This window comes from Croceicoccus sp. Ery5, assembly GCF_020985325.1.
GTDB lineage: Bacteria > Pseudomonadota > Alphaproteobacteria > Sphingomonadales > Sphingomonadaceae > Croceicoccus.
Window position 1 is genome coordinate 2,944,374 of record NZ_CP087587.1, and the last position, 26,238, is coordinate 2,970,611.

The 26,238-nt window shown below is 63.9% G+C and carries 29 protein-coding genes and 1 tRNA gene; 12 read left to right on the plus strand and 18 right to left on the minus strand.

Translation table 11 applies throughout. The annotated features are described in order from the left end of the window. The first annotated feature begins 2 nt into the window (after window positions 1-2). From LOZ74_RS14050 to ruvX, 6 genes are all read left to right on the plus strand, one after another. The gene (locus tag LOZ74_RS14050; protein ID WP_230291679.1) at window positions 3-734 is read left to right on the plus strand and encodes a pyridoxine 5'-phosphate synthase; all 732 of its coding nucleotides are present in this window, start codon (window positions 3-5) and stop codon (window positions 732-734) included. 172 nt (window positions 735-906) lie between these two features. Continuing rightward, window positions 907-1,320: a holo-ACP synthase gene (gene acpS, locus LOZ74_RS14055; protein WP_230291680.1), complete on the plus strand. Its 414-nt coding sequence runs from the start codon at window positions 907-909 to the stop codon at window positions 1,318-1,320. A 24-nt stretch (window positions 1,321-1,344) separates the two neighbouring features. Next, window positions 1,345-2,277, plus strand: coding sequence for a signal peptidase I (gene lepB / locus LOZ74_RS14060; RefSeq protein WP_230291681.1), 933 nt, complete (start codon window positions 1,345-1,347; stop codon window positions 2,275-2,277). Window positions 2,278-2,309: 32 nt separating this feature from the next. Then, entirely contained in the window at window positions 2,310-3,401 is a 1,092-nt protein-coding gene (locus LOZ74_RS14065; protein WP_230291682.1) for an AI-2E family transporter, read from the plus strand. 26 nt (window positions 3,402-3,427) lie between these two features. Beyond that, the gene (locus LOZ74_RS14070) at window positions 3,428-4,555 is read left to right on the plus strand and encodes a DUF3089 domain-containing protein (protein WP_230291683.1); all 1,128 of its coding nucleotides are present in this window, start codon (window positions 3,428-3,430) and stop codon (window positions 4,553-4,555) included. Further along, a complete protein-coding gene (gene ruvX, locus LOZ74_RS14075) occupies window positions 4,552-5,025 on the plus strand; it encodes a Holliday junction resolvase RuvX (protein WP_230280293.1) in 474 nt (157 codons plus the stop codon). The genes LOZ74_RS14070 and ruvX overlap by 4 nt, the downstream gene beginning before the upstream one ends. 10 nt (window positions 5,026-5,035) lie before the next feature. Here ruvX and LOZ74_RS14080 read toward each other — a convergent pair whose 3' ends face one another. Genes LOZ74_RS14080 through argH form a run of 5 tightly spaced genes read right to left on the minus strand, consistent with a single transcriptional unit; the run spans window position 5,036 to window position 8,994 of the window. After that, entirely contained in the window at window positions 5,036-5,311 is a 276-nt protein-coding gene (locus LOZ74_RS14080; protein ID WP_230291684.1) for a hypothetical protein, read from the minus strand. A gap of 13 nt (window positions 5,312-5,324) precedes the next feature. Continuing rightward, the gene (locus LOZ74_RS14085; RefSeq protein WP_230291685.1) at window positions 5,325-6,104 is read right to left on the minus strand and encodes a bifunctional precorrin-2 dehydrogenase/sirohydrochlorin ferrochelatase; all 780 of its coding nucleotides are present in this window, start codon (window positions 6,102-6,104) and stop codon (window positions 5,325-5,327) included. Further along, complete coding sequence (lysA, locus tag LOZ74_RS14090; protein ID WP_230291686.1) at window positions 6,101-7,357, minus strand: diaminopimelate decarboxylase; 1,257 nt, start codon at window positions 7,355-7,357, stop codon at window positions 6,101-6,103. The genes LOZ74_RS14085 and lysA overlap by 4 nt, the downstream gene beginning before the upstream one ends. Before the next feature lie 6 nt (window positions 7,358-7,363). Further along, window positions 7,364-7,615 carry a hypothetical protein gene (locus LOZ74_RS14095; RefSeq protein WP_230291687.1) on the minus strand — a complete coding sequence of 84 codons (252 nt, stop codon included), beginning with the start codon at window positions 7,613-7,615 and terminating at the stop codon, window positions 7,364-7,366. Further along, window positions 7,615-8,994, minus strand: a complete 1,380-nt coding sequence (gene argH / locus LOZ74_RS14100; RefSeq protein WP_230293903.1) for an argininosuccinate lyase — start codon at window positions 8,992-8,994, stop codon at window positions 7,615-7,617. Before argH ends, LOZ74_RS14095 begins: the two co-directional genes overlap by 1 nt. Before the next feature lie 40 nt (window positions 8,995-9,034). On the opposite strand from argH, the gene LOZ74_RS14105 reads away from it, so the two are divergent. From LOZ74_RS14105 to LOZ74_RS14115, 3 genes are all read left to right on the plus strand, one after another. Beyond that, window positions 9,035-9,616: a TlpA disulfide reductase family protein gene (locus LOZ74_RS14105; RefSeq protein ID WP_230291688.1), complete on the plus strand. Its 582-nt coding sequence runs from the start codon at window positions 9,035-9,037 to the stop codon at window positions 9,614-9,616. A 428-nt stretch (window positions 9,617-10,044) separates the two neighbouring features. After that, a tRNA-Val gene (locus LOZ74_RS14110) sits at window positions 10,045-10,120 on the plus strand. A gap of 223 nt (window positions 10,121-10,343) precedes the next feature. Beyond that, complete coding sequence (locus tag LOZ74_RS14115; protein ID WP_230291689.1) at window positions 10,344-11,408, plus strand: peptidylprolyl isomerase; 1,065 nt, start codon at window positions 10,344-10,346, stop codon at window positions 11,406-11,408. A 27-nt stretch (window positions 11,409-11,435) separates the two neighbouring features. On the opposite strand, the gene LOZ74_RS14120 is transcribed toward LOZ74_RS14115, so the two are convergent. The 3 genes from LOZ74_RS14120 to hemF all read right to left on the minus strand — a co-directional run bounded on the left by LOZ74_RS14120 (window position 11,436) and on the right by hemF (window position 16,087). Beyond that, window positions 11,436-13,529 carry a bifunctional (p)ppGpp synthetase/guanosine-3',5'-bis(diphosphate) 3'-pyrophosphohydrolase gene (locus LOZ74_RS14120; protein WP_230291690.1) on the minus strand — a complete coding sequence of 698 codons (2,094 nt, stop codon included), beginning with the start codon at window positions 13,527-13,529 and terminating at the stop codon, window positions 11,436-11,438. 110 nt (window positions 13,530-13,639) lie between these two features. Then, the gene (locus LOZ74_RS14125; protein ID WP_230291691.1) at window positions 13,640-15,115 is read right to left on the minus strand and encodes a S41 family peptidase; all 1,476 of its coding nucleotides are present in this window, start codon (window positions 15,113-15,115) and stop codon (window positions 13,640-13,642) included. Between the two features lie 114 nt (window positions 15,116-15,229). Next, window positions 15,230-16,087, minus strand: coding sequence for an oxygen-dependent coproporphyrinogen oxidase (gene hemF, locus LOZ74_RS14130; protein ID WP_230291692.1), 858 nt, complete (start codon window positions 16,085-16,087; stop codon window positions 15,230-15,232). Between the two features lie 46 nt (window positions 16,088-16,133). On the opposite strand from hemF, the gene pdeM reads away from it, so the two are divergent. From pdeM to LOZ74_RS14145, 3 genes are all read left to right on the plus strand, one after another. Then, window positions 16,134-16,883: a ligase-associated DNA damage response endonuclease PdeM gene (gene pdeM, locus LOZ74_RS14135; protein ID WP_370638836.1), complete on the plus strand. Its 750-nt coding sequence runs from the start codon at window positions 16,134-16,136 to the stop codon at window positions 16,881-16,883. Window positions 16,884-17,175: 292 nt separating this feature from the next. After that, window positions 17,176-17,694: a translation initiation factor IF-3 gene (gene infC / locus LOZ74_RS14140; RefSeq protein ID WP_230281927.1), complete on the plus strand. Its 519-nt coding sequence runs from the start codon at window positions 17,176-17,178 to the stop codon at window positions 17,692-17,694. Window positions 17,695-17,742: 48 nt separating this feature from the next. Then, window positions 17,743-18,408: a hypothetical protein gene (locus LOZ74_RS14145; protein ID WP_230291693.1), complete on the plus strand. Its 666-nt coding sequence runs from the start codon at window positions 17,743-17,745 to the stop codon at window positions 18,406-18,408. Here the strand turns inward: LOZ74_RS14145 and LOZ74_RS14150 are convergent. The 10 genes from LOZ74_RS14150 to LOZ74_RS14195 all read right to left on the minus strand — a co-directional run bounded on the left by LOZ74_RS14150 (window position 18,405) and on the right by LOZ74_RS14195 (window position 26,225). Beyond that, the gene (locus tag LOZ74_RS14150) at window positions 18,405-18,950 is read right to left on the minus strand and encodes a J domain-containing protein (protein WP_230291694.1); all 546 of its coding nucleotides are present in this window, start codon (window positions 18,948-18,950) and stop codon (window positions 18,405-18,407) included. The genes LOZ74_RS14145 and LOZ74_RS14150 overlap by 4 nt on opposite strands. Before the next feature lie 81 nt (window positions 18,951-19,031). Next, window positions 19,032-19,544: a peptidoglycan-associated lipoprotein Pal gene (gene pal / locus LOZ74_RS14155; RefSeq protein WP_230280214.1), complete on the minus strand. Its 513-nt coding sequence runs from the start codon at window positions 19,542-19,544 to the stop codon at window positions 19,032-19,034. A 121-nt stretch (window positions 19,545-19,665) separates the two neighbouring features. Further along, complete coding sequence (gene tolB / locus LOZ74_RS14160) at window positions 19,666-21,024, minus strand: Tol-Pal system beta propeller repeat protein TolB (RefSeq protein ID WP_370638837.1); 1,359 nt, start codon at window positions 21,022-21,024, stop codon at window positions 19,666-19,668. Between the two features lie 2 nt (window positions 21,025-21,026). After that, a complete protein-coding gene (locus LOZ74_RS14165; protein ID WP_230291695.1) occupies window positions 21,027-21,872 on the minus strand; it encodes a hypothetical protein in 846 nt (281 codons plus the stop codon). Between the two features lie 3 nt (window positions 21,873-21,875). Next, complete coding sequence (locus LOZ74_RS14170; RefSeq protein WP_370638838.1) at window positions 21,876-22,334, minus strand: ExbD/TolR family protein; 459 nt, start codon at window positions 22,332-22,334, stop codon at window positions 21,876-21,878. Further along, window positions 22,335-23,054 carry a protein TolQ gene (tolQ, locus tag LOZ74_RS14175; protein WP_230291697.1) on the minus strand — a complete coding sequence of 240 codons (720 nt, stop codon included), beginning with the start codon at window positions 23,052-23,054 and terminating at the stop codon, window positions 22,335-22,337. It abuts the gene before it with no gap. A 5-nt stretch (window positions 23,055-23,059) separates the two neighbouring features. After that, window positions 23,060-23,608, minus strand: a complete 549-nt coding sequence (locus LOZ74_RS14180; protein WP_230291698.1) for a YbgC/FadM family acyl-CoA thioesterase — start codon at window positions 23,606-23,608, stop codon at window positions 23,060-23,062. A gap of 114 nt (window positions 23,609-23,722) precedes the next feature. After that, on the minus strand, window positions 23,723-24,106 hold the full coding sequence (locus LOZ74_RS14185) for a histidine triad nucleotide-binding protein (RefSeq protein ID WP_230291699.1): 384 nt from the start codon (window positions 24,104-24,106) through the stop codon (window positions 23,723-23,725). Then, window positions 24,106-24,444, minus strand: a complete 339-nt coding sequence (locus tag LOZ74_RS14190; protein WP_230291700.1) for a phosphoribosyl-ATP diphosphatase — start codon at window positions 24,442-24,444, stop codon at window positions 24,106-24,108. The genes LOZ74_RS14185 and LOZ74_RS14190 overlap by 1 nt, the downstream gene beginning before the upstream one ends. A gap of 29 nt (window positions 24,445-24,473) precedes the next feature. Further along, window positions 24,474-26,225, minus strand: coding sequence for a cation:proton antiporter (locus LOZ74_RS14195; RefSeq protein WP_230291701.1), 1,752 nt, complete (start codon window positions 26,223-26,225; stop codon window positions 24,474-24,476). Window positions 26,226-26,238: the final 13 nt, after the last annotated feature.

Sequence of the window (26,238 nt, forward strand, 5' to 3'; positions counted from 1 at the left end):
CCGTGCCCCCTTCCCGCCTTAGACTGGGCGTGAACATCGACCATGTCGCCACCATCCGCAATGCGCGCGGCGGGGATCATCCCGATCCGGTGCGCGCGGCGGAAATCGTGGCGGCAGTGGGCGGCGACGGCATCACTGCCCATCTGCGCGAGGACCGCCGCCATATCCGCGACGGCGATCTGGCGCGTATCCAGTCCGCCACTGGCCTGCCGCTGAACCTGGAAATGGCCGCGACGGACGAGATGCTGGAAATCGCCCTGTCACACAGCCCGCATGCCGCCTGCATCGTCCCCGAAAAGCGCGAGGAGCGCACGACCGAGGGCGGTCTGGATGCGGCGGGACAGCACAACCGGCTGGCGCCCATCGTCGGAAGGCTGGCCGATGCGGGGATTCGCGTATCATTGTTTATCGAGGCCGAGGAGCGCCAGCTTGAGGCCGCGATGCGATTGGGCGTGCCCGTCGTCGAATTCCACACCGGCGAATATGCCCATGCCAGCGGAACGGAACGCGCGCGCGAGTTGAAGCGTATTGCCGATATGGCAGCGCTTGCCGCGAAGAACGGGATCGAACCGCATGCCGGCCACGGCCTGACCTATGACAATGTGCAACCCATCGCGGCGATTCCCCAATTGGCGGAGCTGAACATCGGTCATTACCTGATCGGCGAGGCGGTTTTCGTGGGGCTGGAAAACGCGGTGCGGAAAATGCGCGACCTGATGGATGAAGCGCGTTGATGAGTCTTTTGTTCTGGCCCCTCAAACGCCGGGCGGGGCGCATCCGCGCCCCTTGGTTTGGCCTGACGGCCATCTCTGCTGCGCTGCGATTCCGCCGCATAAGCGGCGGCGGCCGTTCGGCCTTGCGGGAGTCGCTTCGCGCCCCGAAGCATGTGCCCGCGAGGTTCGCCCCATGATTATCGGGATGGGGTCCGACCTCTGCAATATAGAGCGTATCCAGAACTCGCTGGACCGCTTCGGTGCGCGATTCGAAATGCGCGTCTTTACCGATATCGAACGCGCCAAGGCGGAACGCCGTCCGTTCACTCGTGCAGGCACCTATGCCAAGAGATTCGCCGCGAAAGAGGCATTTTCCAAGGCCGTCGGCACCGGCTTCAAGCGCGGCGTGTTCATGAAGGACATCGGCGTCGTCAATGCCCCATCGGGCGCGCCCACTCTGGCGCTGGCGGGCGGGGCGGCGGCGCGTCTGGCCGAACTGACGCCCGCAGGGCACGAGGCCGTTGTCCACCTGACGCTGACCGACGACCACCCGTGGGCACAGGCCTTCGTGGTGATCGAAGCGCGGCTTCTGATTACGGCATCATGACCCATTCGCGATGAACAGCCCACAATGAACAGCCCCCGCCCCAACTGGCGCAGCGGCACGCGCCCCGTGCCCGCCAGCCCGATCGAGCCTATCGATGGCCCCGCGCGCGAACGCGTGAACTGGCTGAGCGAGGCAGGCGGACTGGTCGTGATGCTGCTGGCCGTGCTGGCGTTCCATTCGCTGGTCGCCAAGCCGTTCTATATTCCCAGCGGTTCGATGATGCCCAACCTGCTGGTGGGCGACCGGCTGATCGTGTCGAAATATCCCTATGGGTGGAGCTGGGTTTCCGCCTCCTTTCACATTTTGCCCCGCTCGACCGCGCGCGTAATGGGTTCGACCCCCGAATATGGCGATATCGTCATCGTCACTCCGCCCTATGCGAACGAGGACTGGATCAAGCGCGTCGTCGCCTTGCCCGGCGACCGGATCGAAGTGCGGCGCGGCCAGATCGTGCTGAACGGCATTCCCGTCCCGCAGGAAGTCGAACCGCCGGTCCAGTTGCGCGCCGACGATTCGCAGATTTGCGACGGCCGCCCCTGCCTCGAAGCCTATGAACGGTTCCGCGTGCGCCTGCCCAGCGGGCGCGAGGTTTTCGAACCGCCGACGTGGCGCGAAACCTTGCCCAATGGTGCCAGCTATCTGGTCATCGATCATCTGAACCAGCCATTGGACACTATGCACGAGATTATCGTGCCCGAAGGCCATGTGTTCCTGATGGGCGACAATCGCGACCATTCCGCCGACAGCCGCGAAATGCGTCCCGGGCAGGGTCTGGGCGGGCCGGTGCCGCTGGCCGATGTGGGCGGCAGGGCCGAATTCATCACCTTCTCTCTGGATGGCAGCGAATCGTGGAACCCGCTTTCGTGGTGGAGCGGCTTGCGCACCGAGCGCGCATGGAGCAGTTTGCGCCCCGTCATCCGCGCGACCGCCCCGCAAGCGCAGGGAATCGCTGAATAAGGCCGGAACAGATCGCCCATGCAGGACCGCCTATGAACGACGCCGACCCCCATCCCCAATCCGCCAGCCCGACCCGCATTTCGGACCCGCAGTTGCGGTTCGAAGCGCGCAGAGCCCTGATCTGGGTGTCGATCGTCTTGCTGGTGGGCGTGGCGATCTATATGGCGCAGGCCTTGCTGGTGGTGTTCGGCGGGCTGGTGCTGGCCGCGATCATCGATGGCGGCGCGCGGCTGCTGGGCAGGGTTCTGCCCATCGGGCGCGGCAAGCGTGTCGGTATCGTGCTGCTGTTGGGCGCGGCCTTTATCGTCTGGGTCTTTATCTTCGCGGGCACATCGCTGGCAGAGGAAGCCGCGCAATTCCCCCAGCTGGTCGAGGAACAGGCGATTCGCCTGTTCGCATGGCTGCGCAGCCAGGGGCTGGAAATCCATCCCGACCAGTTCACAGGGCTGGCCCAGCAGGCAATGGGCGGTCTGGGCCAGCTGACCAGCGCAGTCGGCGGGATCATCGGCGGGTTCACCACCGGCTTCCTGATCCTGATCCTTGGCATTTACATCGCGCTCGAACCCAATCTCTATGAACGCGGTGTCGCGTGGATGCTGCCCGACAACCGGCGCGAGGCGTTTCTGGAGATGACGGGGCAGATGGGCTTTGCCATGCGCCGCCTGATGTTCGGGCGACTGGTCGGCATGGTGTTCGAAGGGTTCATCACATGGGCCGCGCTGGCGATCTATGGCGTGCCGATGGCGGCCCTGCTGGGATTGCTGACGGGGCTGCTGGCGTTCATTCCCAATATCGGCGCAGTCATTTCGGGCCTGCTGATGGTGCTGGTCGGCTTTTCGGGCGGCACCGACATGGCGCTCTATTGCGTGGGCGTCTATTTCGTGGTGCAGACCTTCGACGGCTATCTCGTCATTCCGCTGATCGCCAAGAAGACGGTCGATCTGGCGCCCGCACTGGTGCTGGCGGGACAGCTGATACTGGGCATATTGTTCGGCATTCTGGGGCTGGCGCTGGCCGATCCGCTGATCGCCATGATCAAGGTGATGCTGGAATATCGTTCGAAACACGGTGCCGCCGATCCGTTCAGCGACGATGCGGCGCAGCAGAGTTTTCAGCCGGAATAAACGCAATTCGGGGGTTGTAAGGATCGATGGCTCGCAAGTTTCTTTATGTGATCGCCTTTCTGGTGGTGCTGGTCATCGCGGCGGGCATCGCGCTCAGCTTCTGGTCGAAAGAGCTGACCGAGATGGCCTTCGTCCCCGGCGGCGCGTTCGAGGAACAGGCCGCGCTCGACAATAACGCCTATGAAGATCCCGAAATGTGGATCTCGCGCCCCGGTATGGGCGCGACTAATCCGGCCCGTTTCCTGCCCGCGGGCTTCACGCCCGAAGAAGGCGCGTCGGACAGTGCGGTGTTCTTTATCCACCCGACCAGCTTTACCGGCACCGATCACTGGAACGCTCCCCTGGCGGACGCGGCTTCGCGGCAGGGCGCGGAGCTGTTCGTGCGCGGCATGGCCAGCCCCTTTAACCGCTCGGTCGAACTGTGGGCACCGCGCTACCGGCAGGCGGCGGTCGGCGCATTCCTGACGCAAAAGCCCGAGGCGAAGCGCGCGGTGGACGCGGCCTATGCCGATGTGGCGCAGGCTTTCGACTTTTTCGTGGCGACCATCCCGCAGGACGCGCCCATCGTGCTGGCCGGTCATAGCCAGGGTTCGCTGCATCTGATCCGCCTGATAAAGGAGAAGGTGGCGGGAACACCGCTGGCTGCGCGTATCGTGGCGGCCTATGTCGTGGGCTGGCCCGTTTCGACCGATGTCGACCTGCCCGCCATGGGCCTGCCCGCCTGTGCCACCACATCGCAATCGGGATGCGTGATGAGCTGGCAGAGTTTTGCCGAACCCGCCGAGCCCGAGGCGCTGCTGGAGGCTTTCGCCCGCGGGCCCGACCTCGACGGTGTGCCCAAGCTGCCCGAAAACGTGCTGTGTTCAAACCCGCTGACGGGCGGCATCGGGGGCGAGGCACCGATGGAAGATAATCTGGGGACGCTGGTTCCCAATGGCGACATGACCGGCGGCAGCCTTGTCGCGGGCGCGGTCCCGGCGAAATGCGATCCGCGCGGTATCCTGCTGATCGGCAACCCGCCCGAAATGGGCAATGCGGTGCTGCCGGGGAATAATTACCACGTGTATGACATTCCCCTGTTCTGGGCCAATCTGCGCGCCGATGTCGCCGCGCGCGAGGCGGCGTTTGCCAAGGCAGCCGCACCCGCATCATGATCGCCGAAGATGCCCGCAGCTTTTCCGATGCGCTGCCCGACGGCGGCGTGCTGATCGGGCTGGACCCCGGCACCAAGACCGTGGGCGTGGCGATATGCGACGCGGGCTGGCGCTTTGCCACGGCGGGAAAGACATTGCCGCGCGGCAAGTTCGGACCGCTGAAAGCCGCGCTCGAATCGCAGATTGCCGAGCGCAAGGTCACCGGCATCGTTATCGGACTGGCTAGGAACATGGATGGCAGCGAAGGGCCGCGCGCACAGGCGGCGCGCGCGCTGGCGCGCAATCTGGAGGCGGCCTTCGCGCTTCCCATATTGTTGTGGGACGAACGCCTGTCCACCGCGGGGGCGGAACGCGCGATGATCGAACAGGACATGAGCCGCGCCAAAAGGGCAGAGCGGATCGACAGCCATGCCGCCGCCGTCATTTTGCAAGCGGCGATCGACGCCTTGTCAGCGCCATTCCTCGATTGAAGTCAGGTAGTTAGTTCGTATTTCCCCGATGGTCGGGGTCCAGCGCGGCAATCGCCTCTGGCATGGCCTGACGCAGGAAGATCAGGATCTGGCGGCAGCGGTCATGCTCGCCATTGCGCAAATGTTCCTCTGCGTCGGCCAGCTTGCGTTCCAGCACTTGCAGCATGTGACGACAATTATTCGCGGCGTGGCGCAGCGCTTCGGGGTCGTCTGCCCGGTTCATCTTGTTCCCGTCCATGCGCAGCGCTTTGCGAAGGATCGAACGCGGTGCAATATCATGTGACATAGCGATGGAAATTTTAGCGCGATCTGCGCAGCGATACTATTAACCCTTCGGATGGTATCCCCGACAAATCGCCACCCGATGCCACCCGAATGGCGTCGGCGCGGGCACGGACCAGCACCGTTTGCGGCACATTCGGGTCGTGAATGACCACATCGGCGCCGCCCAAAAGCCGCGCTTCGCGCAAGGTCAGGTCATCCGGGTCGTCCGAGCGTAACAGGATCTCGCGCTGCCCCTGCTCCAACGCGCCATCGCCGCCCGCCAGCCAGCGGTCGACCGCATCGCCATCGTGCTGCGCCATCGGATCGAGCGGCCCGCCTTCGCGCAGGGCCGCATCCAGCGCGCGACGCCGCTGGTCGGGAGTGGGAAAGCGGGCGCGGATCGCGTCGCGGGCCGCCGCCAATCGCGTCGCCAGCATGCCCAGCCCCTGCGGCAGGAACCGTTCCAGCCGCAGCCGCAGCATCTTCGCCATGCCCGCCGACGCCCCGCCCGTGCCGACCGCCACGATGACGGGATCGCGATCGACGATGGAAGGCACCGTAAAATCGCACAAGGCAGGCCGGTCGGTCACATTGACGATCAGCCCCTTGCCGCGCAGCCGCATGGCCGCCGCCTTCGCGTCGCTCTCGTCCTCCAGCGCGATGAACGCCAGTTGCGCGTGATGGGCTTCTGCCTCGCCCACGCAAATGCCGCCCGCCCGTTCGACTAGCCGACGCTTGGCCGCCGCTGCCTCGCCCGTGCCCAGCACCACCACCTTGCGGTCGGCGATACGGTGGAACAGCGGCAGCGAGTTCACAGCCAGTCCGGCACGCGTTCGGCGGCAAGGATGGCGGCGGGTTCGATCCGGTCGGCCACCACAGCATATTTGTCACCGCTGACCAGCACCTCGGGCACCAGCGGGCGCGAGTTATAAGTATTGGCCATGGTCGCGCCATAGGCGCCCGCCGTGCGGAACACCGCCAGATCGCCCGTCTGCACCGTGTCGATGGCGCGATCCTTGGCGAAAACATCGCTCGATTCGCAAATCGGGCCGACGACACTGGCGGTAAAAGTCTCTCCGGTCGGCTTCACGGCCGCGAAATCGTGCCACGCATCATACATCGCCGGTCGCGCCAGATCGTTCATGGCCGCATCGACCACCACGAAGGGCGCGGTCACGCCCTGTTTCACGCGGACCACCTCGGTCACCAGCACGCCCGAATTGCCGGTGATCACGCGGCCCGGTTCGAACATCAGCGTCACGCCCCAGCCCTTGCAGATCCGTGCCACCATCGCGCCGTAATCGGCAGGCGAGGGAAACTGCTCCCCCTCGCGATAGGGCACGCCGACACCGCCGCCCAGATCCATATGGGTGATGTGATGCCCCTCGGCGCGGATCGCTTCCATCAGCGCGCCCATGCGCGTGAAGGCGGCCTCCAGCGGAGCAAGGCTTTGCAGCTGGCTGCCGATATGCACCGCCAGCCCGCGCAAATTCATGCCGGGAAGCCGCGCCAGCCGGTCGAACATCTCTGCCGCGCGGTCATAGGGGACGCCGAACTTGTTCTCGGCCTTGCCGGTCGAGATCTTGGCATGGGTTCCGGCCTCTACATCGGGATTCACGCGCAGCGCGCAGGGCGCCTTCAGCCCGCGTTCGGCGGCGAGCGCCGCAAGCTCCTCGCCCTCTTCCTCGGACTCCAGATTGAACTGGCCTATTCCGGCTTCCAATGCGGCAGACAGCTCGCGCTTCGTCTTGCCGACGCCTGAAAACACGATATCCGCTGCCGGAATACCCGCGGCCAGCGCACGGCGCATCTCCCCCTCGGACACGACATCGGCGCCGAACCCCTGTTCTTTCAGCACTTTCAGCACGGCAAGGTTCGGATTGGACTTGACCGCAAAGGCCAGATGCACGCTGGGCAGCGCGTTCAGCCCCTCGCGAAAAACCTGCGCGTGGCGTTCCAGCGTGGCGCGCGAATAGACATAGACGGGCGTGCCGGTCTCTGCCGCGATGCGGGCGACGGGCACATCCTCGGCGTAAAGCTCGCCGTTCTGGTAATGGAAATGGTCCAAGGGAATTCAGCCTTCGGGCGGGAGGTCGAACGGATCGTCCTCGCGCGGTTCGGAACGGGTGCGAAGCTCGACATTGCGTTCGGGCGCAGCCTGCACGGGCCGTTCGAGCAGGTCGCCGGCATCGGGCTGGATCGCTTCGCCATAGGGCGTGGGCGGCAGTTCGGCCCCTGCGGCGGGTTTCAGCTCGGTCTGGCGGGCACATCCGGCCAGCGCCAGCGATGTCAGGGCCAGGGTCAGGGCCAGTAATCCGCTGCGCATCAAGCGTCCTCCATACCCAGCGCAACACGCGCATCGGCCACCCGCAGCCTTACCTGCGCGGGCGCGGTTCCGCCATGGCTGGCACGCGCCGCGACCGAGGAATCGACCGACAATGCCTTGTACACACGTTCGTCGATGCGGCTGTCTATGGCTTTCAGATCGTCGATGGTCAGCGCGTCCAATGCAATACCGCGGCTCTCGGCCAGCTTGACCGCTGCGCCGGTGATGTGGTGCGCCTCGCGGAACGGGATGTCGCCTTCGCGCACCAGCCAGTCGGCAAGGTCCGTGGCGGTGGCATAGCCCTGCTCTGCCGCGCCGCGCATCCGGTCAGTGCGAAAGGTCGCACCCGCGATCATGCCCTCGGTCGCCGCGATCGACAGCGCGAGCAGGCCATGTGCCTCGAACACCGGCGGCTTGTCGTCCTGCATGTCCTTGGAATAGGCGAGCGGCAGCCCCTTCATGGTCATCATCAGCGACATCAGGCAGCCGGTCACCCGCCCCGCATGGCCGCGCACCAGTTCGGCGGCATCGGGATTCTTCTTTTGCGGCATGATCGAGCTGCCGGTCGACAGCGTATCGGGCAGGCGCACAAAGCCGAACGGCTGGCTGGCCCACAGCACCAGCTCTTCCGCCAGACGCGACAGGTGCAGCGCGATCTGGCTGGCCGCCATCAGGTAATCAAGCGCGAAATCGCGGTCGGACACGGCGTCGAGGCTGTTGTCGGTAGGCTTGGCGAAATCGAGCGACGCGCAGGTCGCATCGCGGTCGATGGGAAAGCCCGTGCCCGCCAGCGCCGCGCTGCCCAGCGGACATTCGTTCATCCGCGCGCGCGCATCCATCAGGCGCGAACGGTCGCGCCGGAACATCTCGTAATAGGCCATGAGGTGATGGCCCAGCGTTACCGGCTGCGCGGTCTGCAAATGGGTGAAACCGGGCATGATGGAATCTGCGTGTTCGCCCGCGCGCGTGACCAATGCGCGCTGCAGGGCAGCCAGCCCCGCATCGGTCTGGTCCAGCGCGTCGCGCACCCATAATTTGAAATCGGTCGCCACCTGATCGTTGCGGCTGCGCGCGGTGTGCAGGCGTCCGGCGGCGGCGCCGATCAGCTGGGTCAGCCGGTCCTCGGTCACCATATGGATGTCTTCAAGGTCCCAGTTCTCGGGCACGCCATCGGCTTCGTATTCGGCGGCGACCTTGTCGAGACCTTCGGTGATCAGCGCCATATCCTCTGCCGAGACGATATTCTGCGCGCCCAGCATGGCGACATGCGCTTTCGATGCGCGGATATCCTGCCGCCACAATGCCTTGTCGAAGGGGATCGAGGCGTTTATCTCGCGCATGATCGCGGACGGCCCCTCGGCGAAGCGTCCGCCCCACATCTGGTTTGCAGCCTTACCCGTACCGGAGCCGGAATTGCCCATGATCAAACGCACACCTTCTTTTGCGGCCCCCGCGCTTGCCATGGCGGCGGCCCTTTCGCTTGGCGCGTGCGATAGTCAAAGCGAGGCCCCGCAGCAAGGCGAGGCTGAACAAAGCGCCGATCCGGCGGCGCAAGCGGGCATCATGGACGAAAGCCATGCGGGCGAGGCCTTGCCCGATTTCGCCATTACCCTGCCCGACGGCACGGAAAAGAAGCTGGCGGAATTTACCGGCCAGCCGCTGCTGATCAATTTGTGGGCGACATGGTGCGGACCCTGCAAGCTGGAAATGCCGATGCTGGACCAACTGGCGGGCGAACGCGAAGGATCGCTGAAAGTGCTGACCGTGTCGCAGGACATGCAGGGGGCCGAGGTCGTGACGCCCTTTTTCGCCGAGCAGGGCTTTTCCCATCTGGAACCGTGGATCGACAGCGAGAACGATCTGGGCTTCGCCTATGGCGGCGGCGTGCTGCCGCTGACCATCTATTACGACGCCGAGGGCAAGGAAGTGTGGCGCATGATCGGCGAGCATGACTGGACCAGCGCGGAAACCGCCGAAATGCTGGCCAAGGCCGGAACCTGAAGCGAAGGCTGTAACTGAAACGGAAACAGCCGCCGCGATGCTCTCGCGGCGGCTGTATTCAGCGTCTGTCAGCCGGGTTGCCCCAGGCCTTTGTCAGCAGTTTACTTGATCCACATCAGGCCGACGGTGCTGGCGACCAGCATCACGGGCACGACGCGTAATACCATGAAGGCATAGGCACACTGGCGCGCAAGGCGTGAGGTCTCGTCCATCTCATGTCCTTCCATCATGGTCCGTCCGGCGCAATTCAACGGGCGCGGGCCGGATAATCTGTTACCCTCCTACTTTCACCCAAAAGTGTTAACGGCAAGTAAACGTTCCCGGCGCATTTCCACGTGATGCTTGCTGCAATTGCGAAAAAGCTGAACGATTGACGCGAGCGAAAAAGCGTCTAAATGGCCCCCTTCGACGAAGCCAATTGCTTCGACGGGCGGTTAGCTCAGCTGGTAGAGCATCTCGTTTACACCGAGAGGGTCGGGGGTTCGAGCCCCTCACCGCCCACCATTCCCCCCATGCGAATCAAAGCACCGGCACGGCATCGAACCGCACGCATTAACCTTGTGCACCCGCGAAAATCGCAGGTTCGACGGCGTGCAAAAAAATTTTCGTTAACGCCGGTGCGAACCGCTGGGCGGCAAATTCGGGCAGGTTGACTAATCCCTTTGGGCGAATCACCGCGCAGCCAAGCCCCTTTTACATGCAGCGCGCGGATGCCATCATCGGCGGCATGAAACTGCCCCTCGCACTTGCCGCCACCGCCCTTTGCGCCGCCCCCGCCTATGCTCAGGATGACAAGCAAACTGCTGTTACACCGAACGATATCGTAAATAGCGCGCCACAATCCGAATGGTCGATCATTCCGGATGATGAGCTGATGGTCGTAACGCTTGCCCCCGATGCCAAGGGCAATCCGCGTGAATTCGTGGTCCAGCTTCTTGCCGAGCCCGTGTCCGCAAGCTGGACGCGCAATATCCGCACCATGGCGCGCGCCCATTGGTGGGACGGCCTTTCGATCTATCGCTCGGTCGACAACTGGGTGGTGCAATGGGGCGACGGCGAGGAAGAGGAAAGCGACCGGAAAAGCCCTGCCAAGCCCCTTCCCGCAGATATCGTACCAACCAGCGAAGATGACTATGATCTGGCATGGCAGGACGGCATGGCAAGCGTGCTGTGGGGCAAAAACGGACGGCGTCCGGTCGGGATGGTATCGGATGGGGCAGCGGCTCAACCCGGCTCGCGCTACGCCGACCCCTATGCCGCGGCGTTCACCTATGTGCGCGGCATACCGGTCGCAGTCGAATTGCAGGACCATGTGGTCACGGATGGCACCGATCCGATGACGAACACGCCGGTTCGCATGTGGCCGGTGCATTGCTATGGATCGGTCGGCGTCGCGCGCGACCTGTCGCCGGACGCGGGAACCGGAGCGGAACTATATGCCGTCATCGGACACGCGCCGCGCCAGCTTGACCGGAATATCGCCGTCGTCGGCAAGGTGATCGACGGGATCGAGCATCTCTCGATCCTTCCGCGCGGAACGGCGGGTTTTGGCGTCTATGCGACCATGGCCGAACATTCGCCCATCATCTCTGCGCGGCTGGCCAGCGACCTGCCAGAGGGCGAGCGGCCACGATATGAATTTCTCGACACGCAAGGCGACAGCTTTGCCCGCTATGTCGATATCCTCGCCAATCGCAGCGACAGTTTCTATGCGGTTCCGGCGGGTGGTACCGATGTCTGCAACATCAAGGTTCCGGTTCGCATGGTCGAGGATGCTGAAGCCGGCTCCTGAACGCCACCCTGAACGCGATTTGCCCCCTTAAACGCGATTTGCCTGCGCGACCGCGTCGCTGGCCCGAAGCGCGCTGATATTGCGCGTCAGATGGGCCAGATCGCGCACTTCGATGTCCACTTCGTAATGGCCGAAACGCTCGTCGCGGGACAAAAGCGCCAGATGCGAGATATTGACGTGATTGGCCGCGAAAATACCGGTCATCTCGGCAAGGGTGCCGGGGCGGTTATACAGGATGACTTGCAATCGTCCGGTCGCGCCATCGGTATTGGCGTCCCATGACAGGTCCATCCATTCCTCGTCCCCTGCTTCCCGGGCAAGGGTCAGGCAATCGATGGTGTGGACCTTGACCGTCTTGCCGTCGGAAACGCCGACAATGCGGTCGCCCGGCACCGGATGGCAGCATTCGCCCAGCACGAAATCGGACCCGCGTTTCAGCCCGCGAATCCGGACCGCGCGCAGGGGCGCCTGCCAGAAACTGTTGTCGGGCAATTCGGCCGCGCTGCCGGGGACCAGCGCCTCCATCACTTCACGCTCGCCCAGACGCGCTTCGCCGATAGCCAGCATCAGCGCGTCCTCGTCAGGCAGCTCCAGCCGCTTGAGCGCGCCCGTGAGTGCCTTTTTGCCGACCTTGCCGGGCATCCGCGCGACAATCGATTCGTACAGGTCGCGGCCCGTTTCGACCGTTTCCTCGCGCTCTTTCATGCGGACAGACCGGCGGATCGCGGCGCGCGCCTTGGCGGTCGTCACGAAACTGAGCCATGACAATTGCGGCTCGCTGTCGCTGCCCTTGATAATCTCGACCACGTCGCCATTCGCCAGCGGCGTGCGCAGCGGCATGTGACGCCCGTTGATCTTGGCGCCGACCGCTTGCGCACCCAGATCGGTATGCACGGCAAAGGCGAAATCGACCGGCGTCGCCCCCTTGGGCAGCTGATACAACGCGCCCTTGGGCGTAAAGGCGAAGATGCGGTCCTGATAAATCGCCAGCTTCGCGTTCTCGAGCAATTCCTCGGCGTCCTGCGCCTGCTCCATCACCTCGATCAGATCGCGCAGCCAGCCGACCTGTCCGTCGGGCGTCGCCCCGCCCTGTTTGTAAGCCCAATGCGCAGCAAGTCCGAATTCATTGGTGCGGTGCATTTCCTGCGTGCGGATCTGCACCTCCATCCTCATCGAATTGCGATAGATCATCGCGGTGTGAAGCGAGCGATAGCCGTTCGCCTTGGGGGTGGAGATATAATCCTTGAACCGCCCGGGCAGGCTGGACCAGTTGCGGTGAAGCAGGCCCAGCGCGCGATAGCAATCCTCCTCGCTATCGGTCAGCACGCGGAATGCCATGATATCGGTGATCTGTTCGAAACTGACATGGCGTTCGGCCATCTTCTTCCAGATCGAATAGGGATGCTTTTCGCGCCCCGACACCTCGACGTTCAGCCCGCCTTCGGCCAGCACCTGTTTGATGCGCAGCGCAATTTCATCGACCTGCCCGCCTTCTTCCGACCGGATCTGCGCCAGCCTGCCGGTGATGGTGGCATAGGCCTGCGGTTCCAGCTGTTCGAAGGCCAGCAACTGCATCTCGCGCATATATTCGTACATGCCCACACGCTCAGCCAGCGGGGCATAGATATCCATCGTCTCGCGCGCGATGCGCTGGCGCTTTTCCGGCTTCGATATGAAGTGCAGCGTGCGCATATTGTGCAGCCGGTCGGCCAGCTTGACGAGCAGGACGCGCAAATCCTCGCTCATCGCCAGAAGGAACTTGCGCAGGTTTTCGGCCGCGCGCTCGTTCTCGGGCATTTGCTCGATCTTCGACAGCTTGGTCACGCCGTCGACCAGCCGCGCCACTTCGGCTCCGAAATTGCGCTCCACATCCTCAATCGTGGCGAGCGTATCCTCGACCGTATCGTGCAGCAGCGCGGTGATGATCGTTTCCTGATCGAGCTTCAGGTCGGTCATCAAGCCGGCCACCTCGACCGGATGGCTGAAATAGGGGTCGCCGCTGGCGCGCTTTTGCGTGCCGTGCTTTTGCACGGTGTACACATAGGCACGGTTCAGCATCGCCTCGTCCGCGTCGGGATCATAGGCTTTTACACGTTCGACAAGTTCGTACTGGCGCAGCATCTTAACGGCGAATTTGGGCGCTTCTTGCGCGGCTTGCAACTCTGCTGAGTTGCGAAAAGCGCCGAATTCATGCGGTCAGAACATTATCGGGTTGAGAACAGGCATTGGGGTCAGAACAGGCCGGGCATCTCGATCTGTGCGATATTGGGCCGCGCGGGCATGGGCGTACGGCCGCCCACCGACAAGGTCCCCTGACCGCCTGCGGTAATGGCGGTGCAACTGTTACCCCCGATCCAACCCGTTGCCGTGGCGATCGATGCTTCGTCCACCGATCCCAGCTGGTTGCCAAGATCGTCGCTGGCCCGGCAGGTCTTGTCCATCACACTGGCCATGCCGGTGAAATAATCGGCATCTCCGTCGGCATTGGCAGTGCGAAAGGTGACCGCGCGCAGACGGTCGTCGCACTGGTCGCGGTCAAAGGCGAACTGCCCGACCGGCTTGCCATAGGTATTCGACCCGACAAGCGCCGCATTGCTACCCGAATAGGGTATCTGTGCATTCATGATCAGCTCCGACGCCGAAGCGCTCGACGATGTGCCGATAAAGGCGACTTTCGCCGCGCTGATCGCACCGCTTTCATCCTGGAAGTAATAGGTGTCGTTCTGCGACGCCTTGCTGGCGCGCAATTCCAGTGTCGAGAAAACCTTGCCGACATTGCCTGCGTTCAGCAGCCCGCCCAGCACCTGCGCCGTGCTGACCAGCCCGCCGCCATTATAGCGTACATCGACGATGACATTGGTCACGCCCTGCGCCTTGAAGCCGGCAAAGGCGGTCCGCAGCGCGCCCTGCGCCGGCTCGATAAAGGTTCGCAGATGGACATAGCCGACCTTGCCCGACGGCGTATCGAGCACTTTCGCGCCATAGCGCGGCGAGAGCGGTTCGATGTCGTAATCGGCCTTGGTCACGGTGCGCGTCAGCGTGTGACCATCGGTGGTCACAAAGCGCATCACCCGCAAAACGCCCACATCCGACGGACCCAGCGCATCCACCAGCTCGTCGTAATCCATCGACGTGACCGTCACCAGATTCGATGTGCTTGTCCCGATGGCGGTAATTTCGGTCCCGCGATCCATGCCTGCGGCAAAAGCGGGCGCATTTTCATAGGCCTCGCGCACCCACAGCCGGCCCGCGCCATCCAGTGCCAGAAGCGCGCCGATCCCTGCGGTCGAACCGCTGGCGTAATAGGCCTCCTCCTCCTCGATCGAGGTGACATAGGTGAAATAGCGGTCCTTGGATTCCGCCCGCGCGGGCGCGACCAGCGCATCGATATAGGATTGCAGGTCGGTATAGGACGAGGCGTTCACATTCGTCGCCAGCAGATCGGGAAAGAGATACCATTCGTCCAGCGCGGCCTTTACCCACGCCTGCCGGTTCGACAGCGAACAGGTGCTGTTCGTGGGTGTAGGCGTCGGGGTGGGCGTCGGAGAAGGCGAAACGACCGTCGGGCCCGAACCCGATCCTCCGCCACCGCCGCCGCAGCCTGTCAACGCCAGCACCATGGCCAGCGCGCCCAGCGCATTGCCGGCACCGGTCAAAGCCTTGCTGCGCGATGCCGCGCGGCGTGATTGCGAATTCGGTCCCATCATTCTGCGATCCCTGTTGCGGGCCCGCAATTGTATGGCGGCCCGTTCCGTCAATCGCACTATTCGCCCGAACCGACTTAATTTCAACTTAAACCGGTTTCGGATTATCGCATGCAATCAACTCCATGCAGCCTCTGGCGGCAGGCTCATCAGAATGGCGTCGATATTCCCGCCGGTCTTCAAACCGAACAAGGTGCCCCGGTCATGGACCAGATTGAATTCGGCATAACGGCCGCGCCATTCCAGCATTTGCTGCCGCTCTGCCGCGTTCCATTCCTGCCCCATGCGGCGGCGGACGATGCGCGGGAAAATGTCCAGAAACGCCTCTCCCACCGCGCGCGTAAAGGCGAAATTGGCGTCGAATCCGGCCACATCGGCGCATTCCAGATGGTCATAGAAGATACCGCCAACCCCGCGATGCACGCCGCGATGGGGGATATAGAAATACTCGTCCGCCCATTTGCTGAACCGGTCGTAATATTCATCGCCATGCGCATCGCAGGCCGCCTTCATCGCGGCATGGAATTCGGCGGTATCCTGTTCATAGGGGATCGGCGGGTTCAGATCGGCCCCGCCCCCGAACCATGATTTCTGCGTTGTCAGGAAACGTGTATTCATATGAACCGCTGGCACATGCGGATTGGCCATATGCGCCACAAGGCTGATGCCGGTGGCGGTGAAATTCGGATGTTCGGGGCTGGCACCGTTGATCGTGCCCGCAAATTGCGGCGCAAAGCTGCCATGCACGGTAGAGACGTTCACCCCCACCTTTTCAAAAATCCTGCCCTTCATCAATCCGCGCGTCCCGCCGCCGGGATTGTCGTTCCCCGCTTCCTCGCGCTGCCATGGCGTATATTCGAACGCGGCATCGCTGCCCGCCTCGCGCTCGATCGCTTCGAAGGCGGCGCAAATGCGATCGCGCAGGGTTTCGAACCAGTCACGGGCCTGCTCTGTCTGTTTGGTCCAGTCGGTCATGCAGCGGCGCTTGCCAAATGCGGCGCACGGCGGCAATAGCAAGTGCATGGTTCCCGTTTCGTTCGCCCCTTTCGAATTTGCCGGTCAGGCATGGCGCATGGTCGCCGATGCGGGCATCGGCCGCGCACTGTATTGGGAGCGGGAGAATGCGCTGATCGTGGCCGACCTGCATCTGGAGAAGGCCAGCTTCTATGCGCAAACCGGCCAGATGCTGCCCCCCTATGACAGCCGCGAGACATTGGAACGCGTGGCGCAGGCAGTGCGGGCGACCGGCGCGCGGCGGGTGTTCACGCTGGGCGATAATTTCCACGATACCGCCGGTCCGGACCGGATGGAGCCGCACGCGCGCGGTATGCTCGACGCGCTGACCCGCGCGCTGGACTGGGTGTGGATCACCGGCAATCACGACGAGAAACACGGCGAGGCCGCAGCGCCCGGCGGAACGCAAGTGACCGAGATGGAGATCGCGGGCATCGTGCTGCGCCATATCGCCCGTGCCGACGAGATGCGGCCCGAATTATCGGGCCATTTCCACCCGCGCCTGCAATTGTCGCTGCGCGGACGGCGAATCGTGCGGCCCTGCGCCGTTGTGGCCCATGGGTCGGGCAATCGCGGCGGACGCATGGTGCTGCCCGCGTGCGGCGCATTGACGGGCGGCATGAACGCGGGCGATCCCGCCATCGTCGCGGCACTGCAACCCGCCCGCACGATCGAAGCGGCGGTTCCGGCGGCAGGCAAACTGCTGCGATTCCCGCTTTGGCCTGCAAGCACGAAAACCGGCGGAAAGGCCGCCTGAAACCGGCGCGGGGTTGGATTCGCGGCGGCAAACCCCTATTTATCGTCCACACCTTGCGCAAAAGGCGTCGTTCCGGCGTCCTGTTCTCTCTTTAACTTGGACCCGTTTAGGGATAAGAGCGCCCGCTAAAGGTTTCGGCCTGCCCTGACCATCGGTATCCAGCCAATGGCGGGCGGCGATTTTTGCGACTGACCGATCACTGCCTTTATGGCCCGCGTCAGCCGTGTGTTTGAGTGAATGGTTCGAGGCAACCGAAGGAGAAGGCCCCATAGCACGTCCACCCCGTCGCAGTTTGCAACCGCCGGTCAAGAGCGGGCCGCGATATAATAATTTCATTCAGGTCGACAAGGTTCGCGTCATCGATGACGAAGGCGAGAATCTCGGGGTGATGTACACGCGTGAGGCGATCGAACGCGCGGCCGAAGTCGGGCTCGATCTGGTCGAGGTTTCGCCCAATGCCGACCCGCCGGTCTGCAAGTTCCTTGACGTCGGCAAATACCGGTACGAAGCCCAGAAAAAGGCCAATGCCGCCCGCAAGACGCAAAAGACGCAGGAACTCAAAGAGATCAAGATGCGTCCCAATATCGATGACCACGATTACGACGTGAAAATGCGTAATGTGAACAAATTCATCGAAAACGGCGACAAGGTGAAGCTGACCCTGCGGTTCCGCGGGCGCGAGCTTTCGCACCAGGAGCTGGGCATGAACCTGCTCAAGCGCGTGCAGGAAGACGTGGAAGAGATCGCCAAGGTCGAAGCCTATCCCCGCATGGAAGGCCGCCAGATGCTGATGGTGCTGGCCCCGAAATAAGCGATCCTCACGCTTTGGTAACCATCGTGCCCCTAGAAAGGGGCCGCGATGGCGAGCGAGTGGTATCAAAGACCCGAATGGGACGAAAAGGCGCAGGCGGATTTCCGCTTGCGCCTTTCGCGTGCCCGCGACCAGCGGCTGTTCTATCTGGGCCAGAAGGCAGGCGCGATTGCCAGCGATCACCCCGAGGACGCGCTCGCGCTATATGACGAAAAGATCGCTGCCGCCGAATATGAGGACGAGATCGTCCCTGCCCTGCACGCGCAGGCGATGATCCATTTCCGCACCGGCGATTACGAAGCGATGTTCGAGCGTTTCGAACGCGCCATCGAAACCGGCGGCGAGTTCACGGCAATCGCCGCGATCACCGATTATTGCTCTGCCGTGGGCCTGCTGCGCGACGAAAGCCGTTATGCCAGGGCGCTCGACTGGCTGGACCGGCTCGACCGGCGGGCATTGGCGCAGCTGGGCCATCCCTTCATCGGCTTCGCCGCCAGCGCGGCGCGGGCCTTTATCTGCTGGCAGACCGGAGAGCGCGCCAAAGCCGCCGACGCCGCGCGCGAGGCGCTGGAAATGTCGGTCAGCGACGATGTCGTGCCCGGTCTTCCGTGCATCGGCAGCGCGCCCAGACCGCCCAGCCCGATCCACGATCGCCTGTTGGTCATCGCAGGAATGTGGGACGAAGCCGAACTGGGGCCCGCGCCCGAAGCCTAACCTTCGGGGTGGCCGTGCCAGCTGCGGCGCTCTTCGGCAGCGCGCAGCACTTCATAGGCCAGTTGCAGCTTGTGAAATTCCCTGGCAGCCGCGTCATCGCCCGGTTTCACATCGGGGTGCACTTCCTTCGCCTTGGCCCGCCATGCTTTCTTGATGGTGGCGAAGTCGACGTCATATTCCAGATCGAGCGCGTCGAGCGCGTTGATCTCGTCCCGACTGCGCGAACCGTCGCCCGATCCGCCCCAGCCGTAGTGCGAGGCCTGCTGGTATCCGGCATTCTCCGAACGCTCTCCCGCAGCGCGGGCGGCGGCTTCCTCGGCATCCAGGCCAGCGAAATAGTCCCATCCGCGATTATATTCGGCGGCGTGCTTTTCGCAGAAATACCAGCGGTCGGGGCTGTTGGGGGATTTGGGCGCGGGGCAATTGCCCGGCTCCTCGCATCCATGGCGGTCGCACAGGCGCACCGTCTGTGCCTCGCGTCCGGCTTCATAGCCGCGCCAGCGGGGAAAACCCCAGTCCATCGATCGACCCGAACGTGCCATGGAAAAACCGTTACAGGCTGGATCGCCGGGGGTCGAGGGGCGATCCGCCGAAAAGCATCGACGGACCGCCCACTCGAGGATTTACTGAACCGTGACGGTCACCGCACGGCGGTTCTGTGCCCAGCTCTGCTCGTCAGAGCCGAGGGCGACCGGACGTTCCTTGCCATAGCTCACCACATTGATGCGGCCAGCCTGGATGCCAAGGCCGACGAGATAGTTCTTCGCGGCATTGGCGCGGCGTTCACCCAGCGCGAGGTTGTATTCGCGGGTGCCGCGTTCGTCGGCATGACCCTCGATCGTGACGCGCACGTTGGGATAGCGGGCCAGCCACTGGGCTTGGCTTTGCAGGGTGGCCATGTCGGCGCTGTCGACATTGTAGCGGTCGGTGTCGAAGAAGATGCGATCCGACGAGACAGAGGCGACGAAATCTTCCTGGCTGCCGGGCACCGGACCGCTGGGTGCGGGCGCGGGTGCAGGCGTCGGCATCGGGGTCGGTTCGGGCGGCAGTTCGTCGGGCGTCGACTTACACGCGCCGAGTGCCAGCGTGCTGGCAGCGATGAGGAGAACGGCAGACTGGCGGTTCAAGAGCGACATTTCAAAGCTCCTTATTCTTATATTGCGGGCCCATAACGGAATGCCTCGCATCAGGCGGTCGGGTCAATCGATTCCGTGCGTCCGGACCCATCGGACGCTCGGCAGTACAGGGATAACGCAGTTAGGGCAGAACCGGTCCCCACGCGGGGTCGGAAGCGTCTTCGGGCGTATCCAGCTTGCGCAGATGGCGACCGGTCAGATCGACCTGCCACAGCGAAGTTTGGCCAGTGTTCTTCGTCGTGCGGAAGAACTGGATGATGCGGCCATTGGGGCTCCACGTCGGGGCCTCGTCCTGCCACGCATTGGTCAGATGGCGCATGCCGCCGCCCGACGGGCTCATCACCGCGACCCGCAGATCGCCCGCGATATGGGTAAAGGCGATCTGGTCGCCGCGCGGGCTCCATTCCGGCGTCGCCGCACGGCCGCCGAAAAAGCTGATCCGGCGCTGGTTCGAACCGTCGGCATCCATCACATAGATTTGCTGGCTGCCCGAACGGTCGGATTCGAACACGATCCGCTTGCCATCGGGCGAATAGGACCCGCCGATGTCGATGCCGGGGCTGTCGGTCAGCTTGACGGGCGTGCCGCCGCCGCTGGCCGAAACGCGATAAATGTCGGTATTGCCCGCAATCGCCATGGAATAGAGAATATAGCGGCCATCGGGCGACCAGCGCGGCGCAAAGGTCGGACCGCTGGCCTGCGTAACCAGTGTCTGACGCCCGCTCTGGATATCATAGACATAGATGCGCGGATTGCCGTCGGAATAGGACAGATAGGCGATCTTGGAATAATCGGGCGAATAGCGCGGGGTCAGCGCGCTCGACGATCCGCTAGTGATAAAGCGATGGTTCGCGCCATCCGAATCCATGATGGCCAGACGCTTGCGCCGGTTCCCCTTGGGGCCGGTCTCCGCGATATAGGCGATGCGGCTGTCGAAAAACGGCTCTTCGCCCGACAGGCGCGAATAGATCATATCGGCGCATTTATGCGCGGCGCGGCGCCAGTCGGCAGGCGCGACGACATAGCCTTCGCGCACCAGTTCACTGCCCAGCTGCACGTCATAGAGATAGCAGCCCACGGTCAGCTGGTTATTGGCAGCGGCGGTCACATAGCCGTGCACCAGCATGTCGGTGCCCAGCGGACGCCAGCGGTCGAATTGCGGATTGGTCGCCTCGGTAAAGGCGATCTTGGGCAGGCGGTCGGGGCCGACCGGCTTGAACAGGCCGTTGTTCTGCAAATCGGCGGTAATCACCCGCGCCAGTTCCACGCCCAGCTTGGACGTGGTTTGCGGGGCGGCAGGGGTCGGCTGGTCGCGGTCGGTCGGAAAGGCGGGGATCGCGATGCCCAGATCCTGCCATTCGCTTTCGTCGGAGACGGAGCCGGTCAGCCCCCCCGATTCCTGTGCGGCAGCAGGCATGGACGTTGCGGCGATGGCAGCCGCGAACAGGGCGAAAATATGGGGCCGGTGAGCTTTGAGCATCCTTAGAGTCTCCGGTCGAAACGGAACGCATCCACGCGTTTCCAGCTATCGTAATATTCAGACGGAAGGTCGAACGGCGCAGCCAGCTGCACCGCCCTGATGGCGAGTTCGGCGTGGCGGTCGGCCTGCGCCCGGTTGGCTTCGGTAATGCCCGACTGCGACACGACTTCGGGGCGGCCCGCAAGGCTGCCGTCGCGGTTCATGCGCCATGCGAGCACGGTGACGAGCTTTTCCGCATCGGCACCTTGCGGCGCGGTCCAGTGCGGTTTCAACTCGCGCGCAATGGCCGAGGAGAGCGAGGCGGCGGTCGCCGGTCCTGCCCGTTCCGCCGGTTGCTCGCGGTCGGAACCGCTGCCGCCGGTGCCCGACAGGAAGTCCGAACCGATCCGGCTGCCCTGCGCCTGCTGTTTCTCGCGCGGTTGCTGTTTGGGCTGCGGCGGCGCGGGTTTCGGTTCGGGCTGGCGCGCCTTGGGCTGGGGCGCTGGCGTCGGGTTCGGGCGCGGCGTCGGTGCGGGACGCGGCGTTTCGACCGGCGCGGCAGTGACCGGCACGGGTTCGGGAAGCGATTCGGCAGCGGGCCGGATCTCTCCGATCTCGGGCGCGACCGAGGGGGCCGGATCGGCCATCGGATTGGGCGAGACCGATTCCAGCGCGATTTCGTCGGAAACGGTCACCGAAATCCGTTCAGGCAGGTCCACCGGCTCGGGCGAGGAATCCCACCATGCCAGCCCTGCGAACAGAATGGCATGAGCCACGATGGCAATGCCCAGCCCAACGCGCTCCTCACGCCCGAAAGCGGGCGATTCGGGCGCATCGTAAAGGGCAGAGGCGGAACGCATATTCGCCATCGGCTATGGGCTTTCAGATGAACCGTGTGTGACCAGCGATATCTGGCGGAATCCGGCGGCATTCAAGGCCCCCATCACGGCCACCACACGGCCATAATCCAGCGAACGGTCGGCACGCAGCACGACCGGCGGCGCGTTCACCGCATCGGGCGGCGAAATGGCGGCCAGCCTGTCGACAAACTCGCCCGCGGGCACGCGATCCTCGTCGATATAGATGAGGCCCTGTTCGTCCAGAGAGACGCTGATCTGCCGGTCCTCGTTATTCAGGGCGTCGGCCTGGCTGTCGGGCAGATCGACCGGCACGCCCGCGACCAGCAGCGGGGCCGCGACCATAAAGATGATCAACAGCACCAGCATCACGTCGACCATCGGCGTGACATTGATCTCGGCCATGGGCGCACGGCCATGGCGTCCGCGCCTGCCGCGCCCGCCGCCGCCTGAAGATGCGAGCCTTGCGCCCATTTACATCGCCTCCAGTTCGCGGCTGAGCGAGGCATGGAGCTTGTCGGCAAAGCGGTAGAGGCGCGTTTCATATGTGCCGACGCGGTGCGAGAACCGGTTATAGGCGATCACCGCAGGGATGGCCGCGAACAGGCCGATGGCGGTTGCGAACAAGGCCTCGGAAATGCCGGGCGCGACCACGGCGAGCGAGGTATTGGACTGCGCACCGATCTGGAAAAAGCTTTCCATGATGCCCCAGACCGTGCCGAACAGCCCCACGAAGGGTGCGACCGACCCCACGGTGGCAAGGAAATTGAGCTGCGCGGCAAGCTTGTCGCTTTCGGTCGTGACCGCTGCATCCATCGCCTGCGTCAGACGGGCGCGCGTACCCTCGCGGTCGCGGACGCCCTTTTCGGTCGAGGCGCGCCATTCGGCCAGCCCCGCCTCTGCCACCGAGCGCGAGGGGAGATTGCCTTCGCGGTTGGCGATCAGCGCATCGGGATTGTCGCTGCGCCAGAAGCTCTTTTCGAAATGGCGGTTCTTCGCCTCCAGCCGTCCGACCTTCATCGAGAAGGACACGATGATCGCCCATACCCAAACCGATGCAAGCAGCAGGCCCGCCATGACCAGTTTCACCACGATACCGGCATCGAGGAACAGTTGCAGCGGATCGAGATGGGTGGGCGCGGCCACGGTGGCAGGGGGAATCGCGGCAGCCAGAACAAGGGCGGTTGCGGTCATCGACATCAGTCTTTCAGGTCTGGAGAATGATCGGGGAGAGCCCCCTGAGGTGCGGAATTGCCCGCGTCAGGTGAACGGTTCATGAAATTATCGAAGGCGGCCAGCCATTTTTCGGGTTGGCGTCGCGGACGGCCATTGGGGGCGACGAAACCGACGCGCACATCCATTTCGGCCAGCAATTGATCGTCGCGAAATGCACGCTGTTTCAACCGGCACGACGCCCGCCCGATTTGCACGGCGCGGGTTTCGATCAGCACATCGTCATCCAGCCGCGCGGGCGCCGCATAGCGGATGGCGAGATCGCTGACGGCATAGGCGCCCTCGCCCCCTTCATGCGCGTGGCGCTGGTCGATATCCAGCATGCGCAACAGGTCCGAGCGCGCGCGTTCGAACCAGCGCAGATAGTTGGCGTGATAGACCACGCCCGACAGATCGGTATCTTCGAAGAACACGCGCACCGCATAATAATGCGCGCCGCGCAGGATCGATCCTCCCGCCGGAACGGGAAGCGCCTCGCCATGATGCGAAATATCGGGATCATCGTCGGAGCGCATAGACATTGCGCTCATAGCCGCGCTGCGATTCGTCACACAAGCGCGGGGGCGGAACTTGTTAACTACTGATCGCGGCGAAGCCACGAATGGTGGCATCGCGGGGGTCGAACCGCGCTATTGCGGTGTCAGCATGGGCCCCATTACGCGCCCGCCCAGCAAATGGACATGCAGATGCGGCACGATCTGCCCGCCGTCCGGCCCGATATTGTTGATCAGGCGATAGCCCTGTTCGACCAGCCCCAATTGCCGCGCGACATTGCCCACCGCCCTGACGAAACCGGCCACTTCCTCGGCCGGTGCACGGTCGGAAAAATCGTCCCAGCTGACATAGGCGCCGCGCGGGATCACCAGCACATGAACGGGCGCGACCGGCGCGATATCGTGAAAGGCGATCGCCCATTCATCCTCGTACACACGGGTCGAAGGGATTTCGTCGCGCAGGATTCTGGCAAAGATATTGTCGGGATCATAGGGCTGCGTGGGGTCGACAGGCTGCATTACTTCGCTCCCTTTGCGCTGCGTGCGTTTTTTTCGTCGATCCCCGACAGCCCTTCGCGGCGGGCCAGTTCACCCAGCGCGTCAAGGATCGACAGGTCGCGCGCGGCAAGCAGGACCGACAGGTGGAAGATCACATCCGCCGCCTCGCCCACCAGTTCACCGTCGCTGCCCGCCAGCGCGGCGACGACGGTCTCGACCGCTTCCTCGCCCAGCTTGCGCGCGGCATAATCGGGTCCGCGGTCGAACAGCTTGGCGACATAGCTTTCGTCGGGATTGCCGCCCTTGCGGGTCTCGATCGTCGCGGCAAGGCGGGTGAGTATGTCTGTGGTGTCGGTCATGATGCCCTTATTCGCTGTTGTGGCGCGCATCAGTGGCGCGGATCGGGAACGAACATGCGGTCGCGCCCCGCGCGCAGGTCGCCTGCCTCGCGTTGCAGCTTCAGCCGCTCTTCGTCCACCTTGCGATAATCCTCGATCGCGCCGTCGATATGCTGCTCGCTGGTGCCCAGCCCGCGCAATGCCTCGCGCGCCATGGTGATGGCGGATTCGTAAACCTCGCGCACCACCACATCCTTTTCGCCCGGATCCATTTTCAGGATCGAGCGGCGGTCATAGGCGCGGATATAGACCAGCGCCTTGGGAAAAGCCTCGTGCACCTCGCGCAGCAAATGGCTGTCGATCTGGTCGCCGTCGATGCAGAACAGGATCGCCTCCGCCTCGGACGCGCCGGCCTGTCGCAACAGGTCCATGCGCGTGCCGTCGCCGAAATAGACGGTCGCCCCGAATTCCTGTGCCACGTCTATCTGTTCGACATCGTGGTCGATCACGGTCAGCCCGATCTCGCCCGCCGACAATGCCTGCGCGACCGTCTGGCCAAAGCGGCCATAGCCGACGACCAACGCGCTCGCACCTTCGTTGACGGGGCCCTCGCGCTCCTCGCTATCGCCATTGGCTGGCTTGCGGATGCTGGAGGTGAACTTCATCAGGAACGGGGTGGACGCCATCGAAATCGTGATGATCGCGGTGAACAGGCTCGATGCCTCTCCGCTGATCAGCAGCCCCTGTTCGGCGGCAGCGAACAGCACAAAGCCGAACTCGCCCCCCTGGCTGAGCAGCAGACCCAGTGCCAGCGCGCTGCGCCATTGCATTTTGGCAACCAGCCCCAGCAGAAAGATCACACCGGTTTTCGCGCCGATCAGCAGGATCGCACCAAGGATCACGAACACAGGACGTTCGGCAATGGCCTGCAGATCGAGGATCATGCCCACCGCAAGGAAGAACAGCCCCAGCAGGATCGACCGGAACGGCTCGACATCCGCCTCAAGCTCGTGCCGGAAGGGGGAGCTGGCCAGCATCACGCCCGCGACGAATGCGCCCAGCGCGGTCGACAGGCCCAGCCATGCCATCAGCGCCGCCGAACCGACCACCGCGAACAGGCCGGCGACCACGAACATCTCCCGCTCGCCCAGATTGCCGATCAGCCGCAACAGCGGGCGCAGCAGATAGGCGCCCACCAGCATCAGCCCGACGACCGCGGCAATCGTCATCAGCGCCAGTTGCCATCCGGGCGGCCCCGCCTGATCCGCCGGATTACGGCTGAGCGCGGCGACGATGGTGAGGAGCGGGATGATCGACAGGTCCTGAAAGAGCAGGACCGCAAAGGCGCGTTCGCCGAACGGCGTCCGCAGGCGCCCCGCCGATTGCAGCATCGGCAAGACCTGCGCGGTCGAGGACAGGGCCAGCGGCAGGCCCAGCGCCAGCACGGCGGCAAAGGTGAAGCCGGTGGTCAGCCAGATCAGCGCGACAATCGCCACGGCGCACAGCACGACCTGCGCAAATCCCAGTCCGAAAATCTCGCGCCGCATGCGCCACAGGCGCTGCGGGGCCAGTTCGAGGCCGACGATGAACAGCAGAAATGTGATGCCAAGCTCGGCGAAATGCAGCTTGTCCTCGGCATCTCCGGCAAGGCCCAGCACTTGCGGGCCGACGACCACGCCCGCGACCAGATAGCCCAGCGTCGCACCCAGCCCCAGCCGCCGGAACAGCAGAACGAACACCAGCGCCGCGCCGAGCAGGACGAAGCCTTCGATCAGCAGTCCCGCGCTTGCGCTCTCACCCATGGTGCCTATGCCC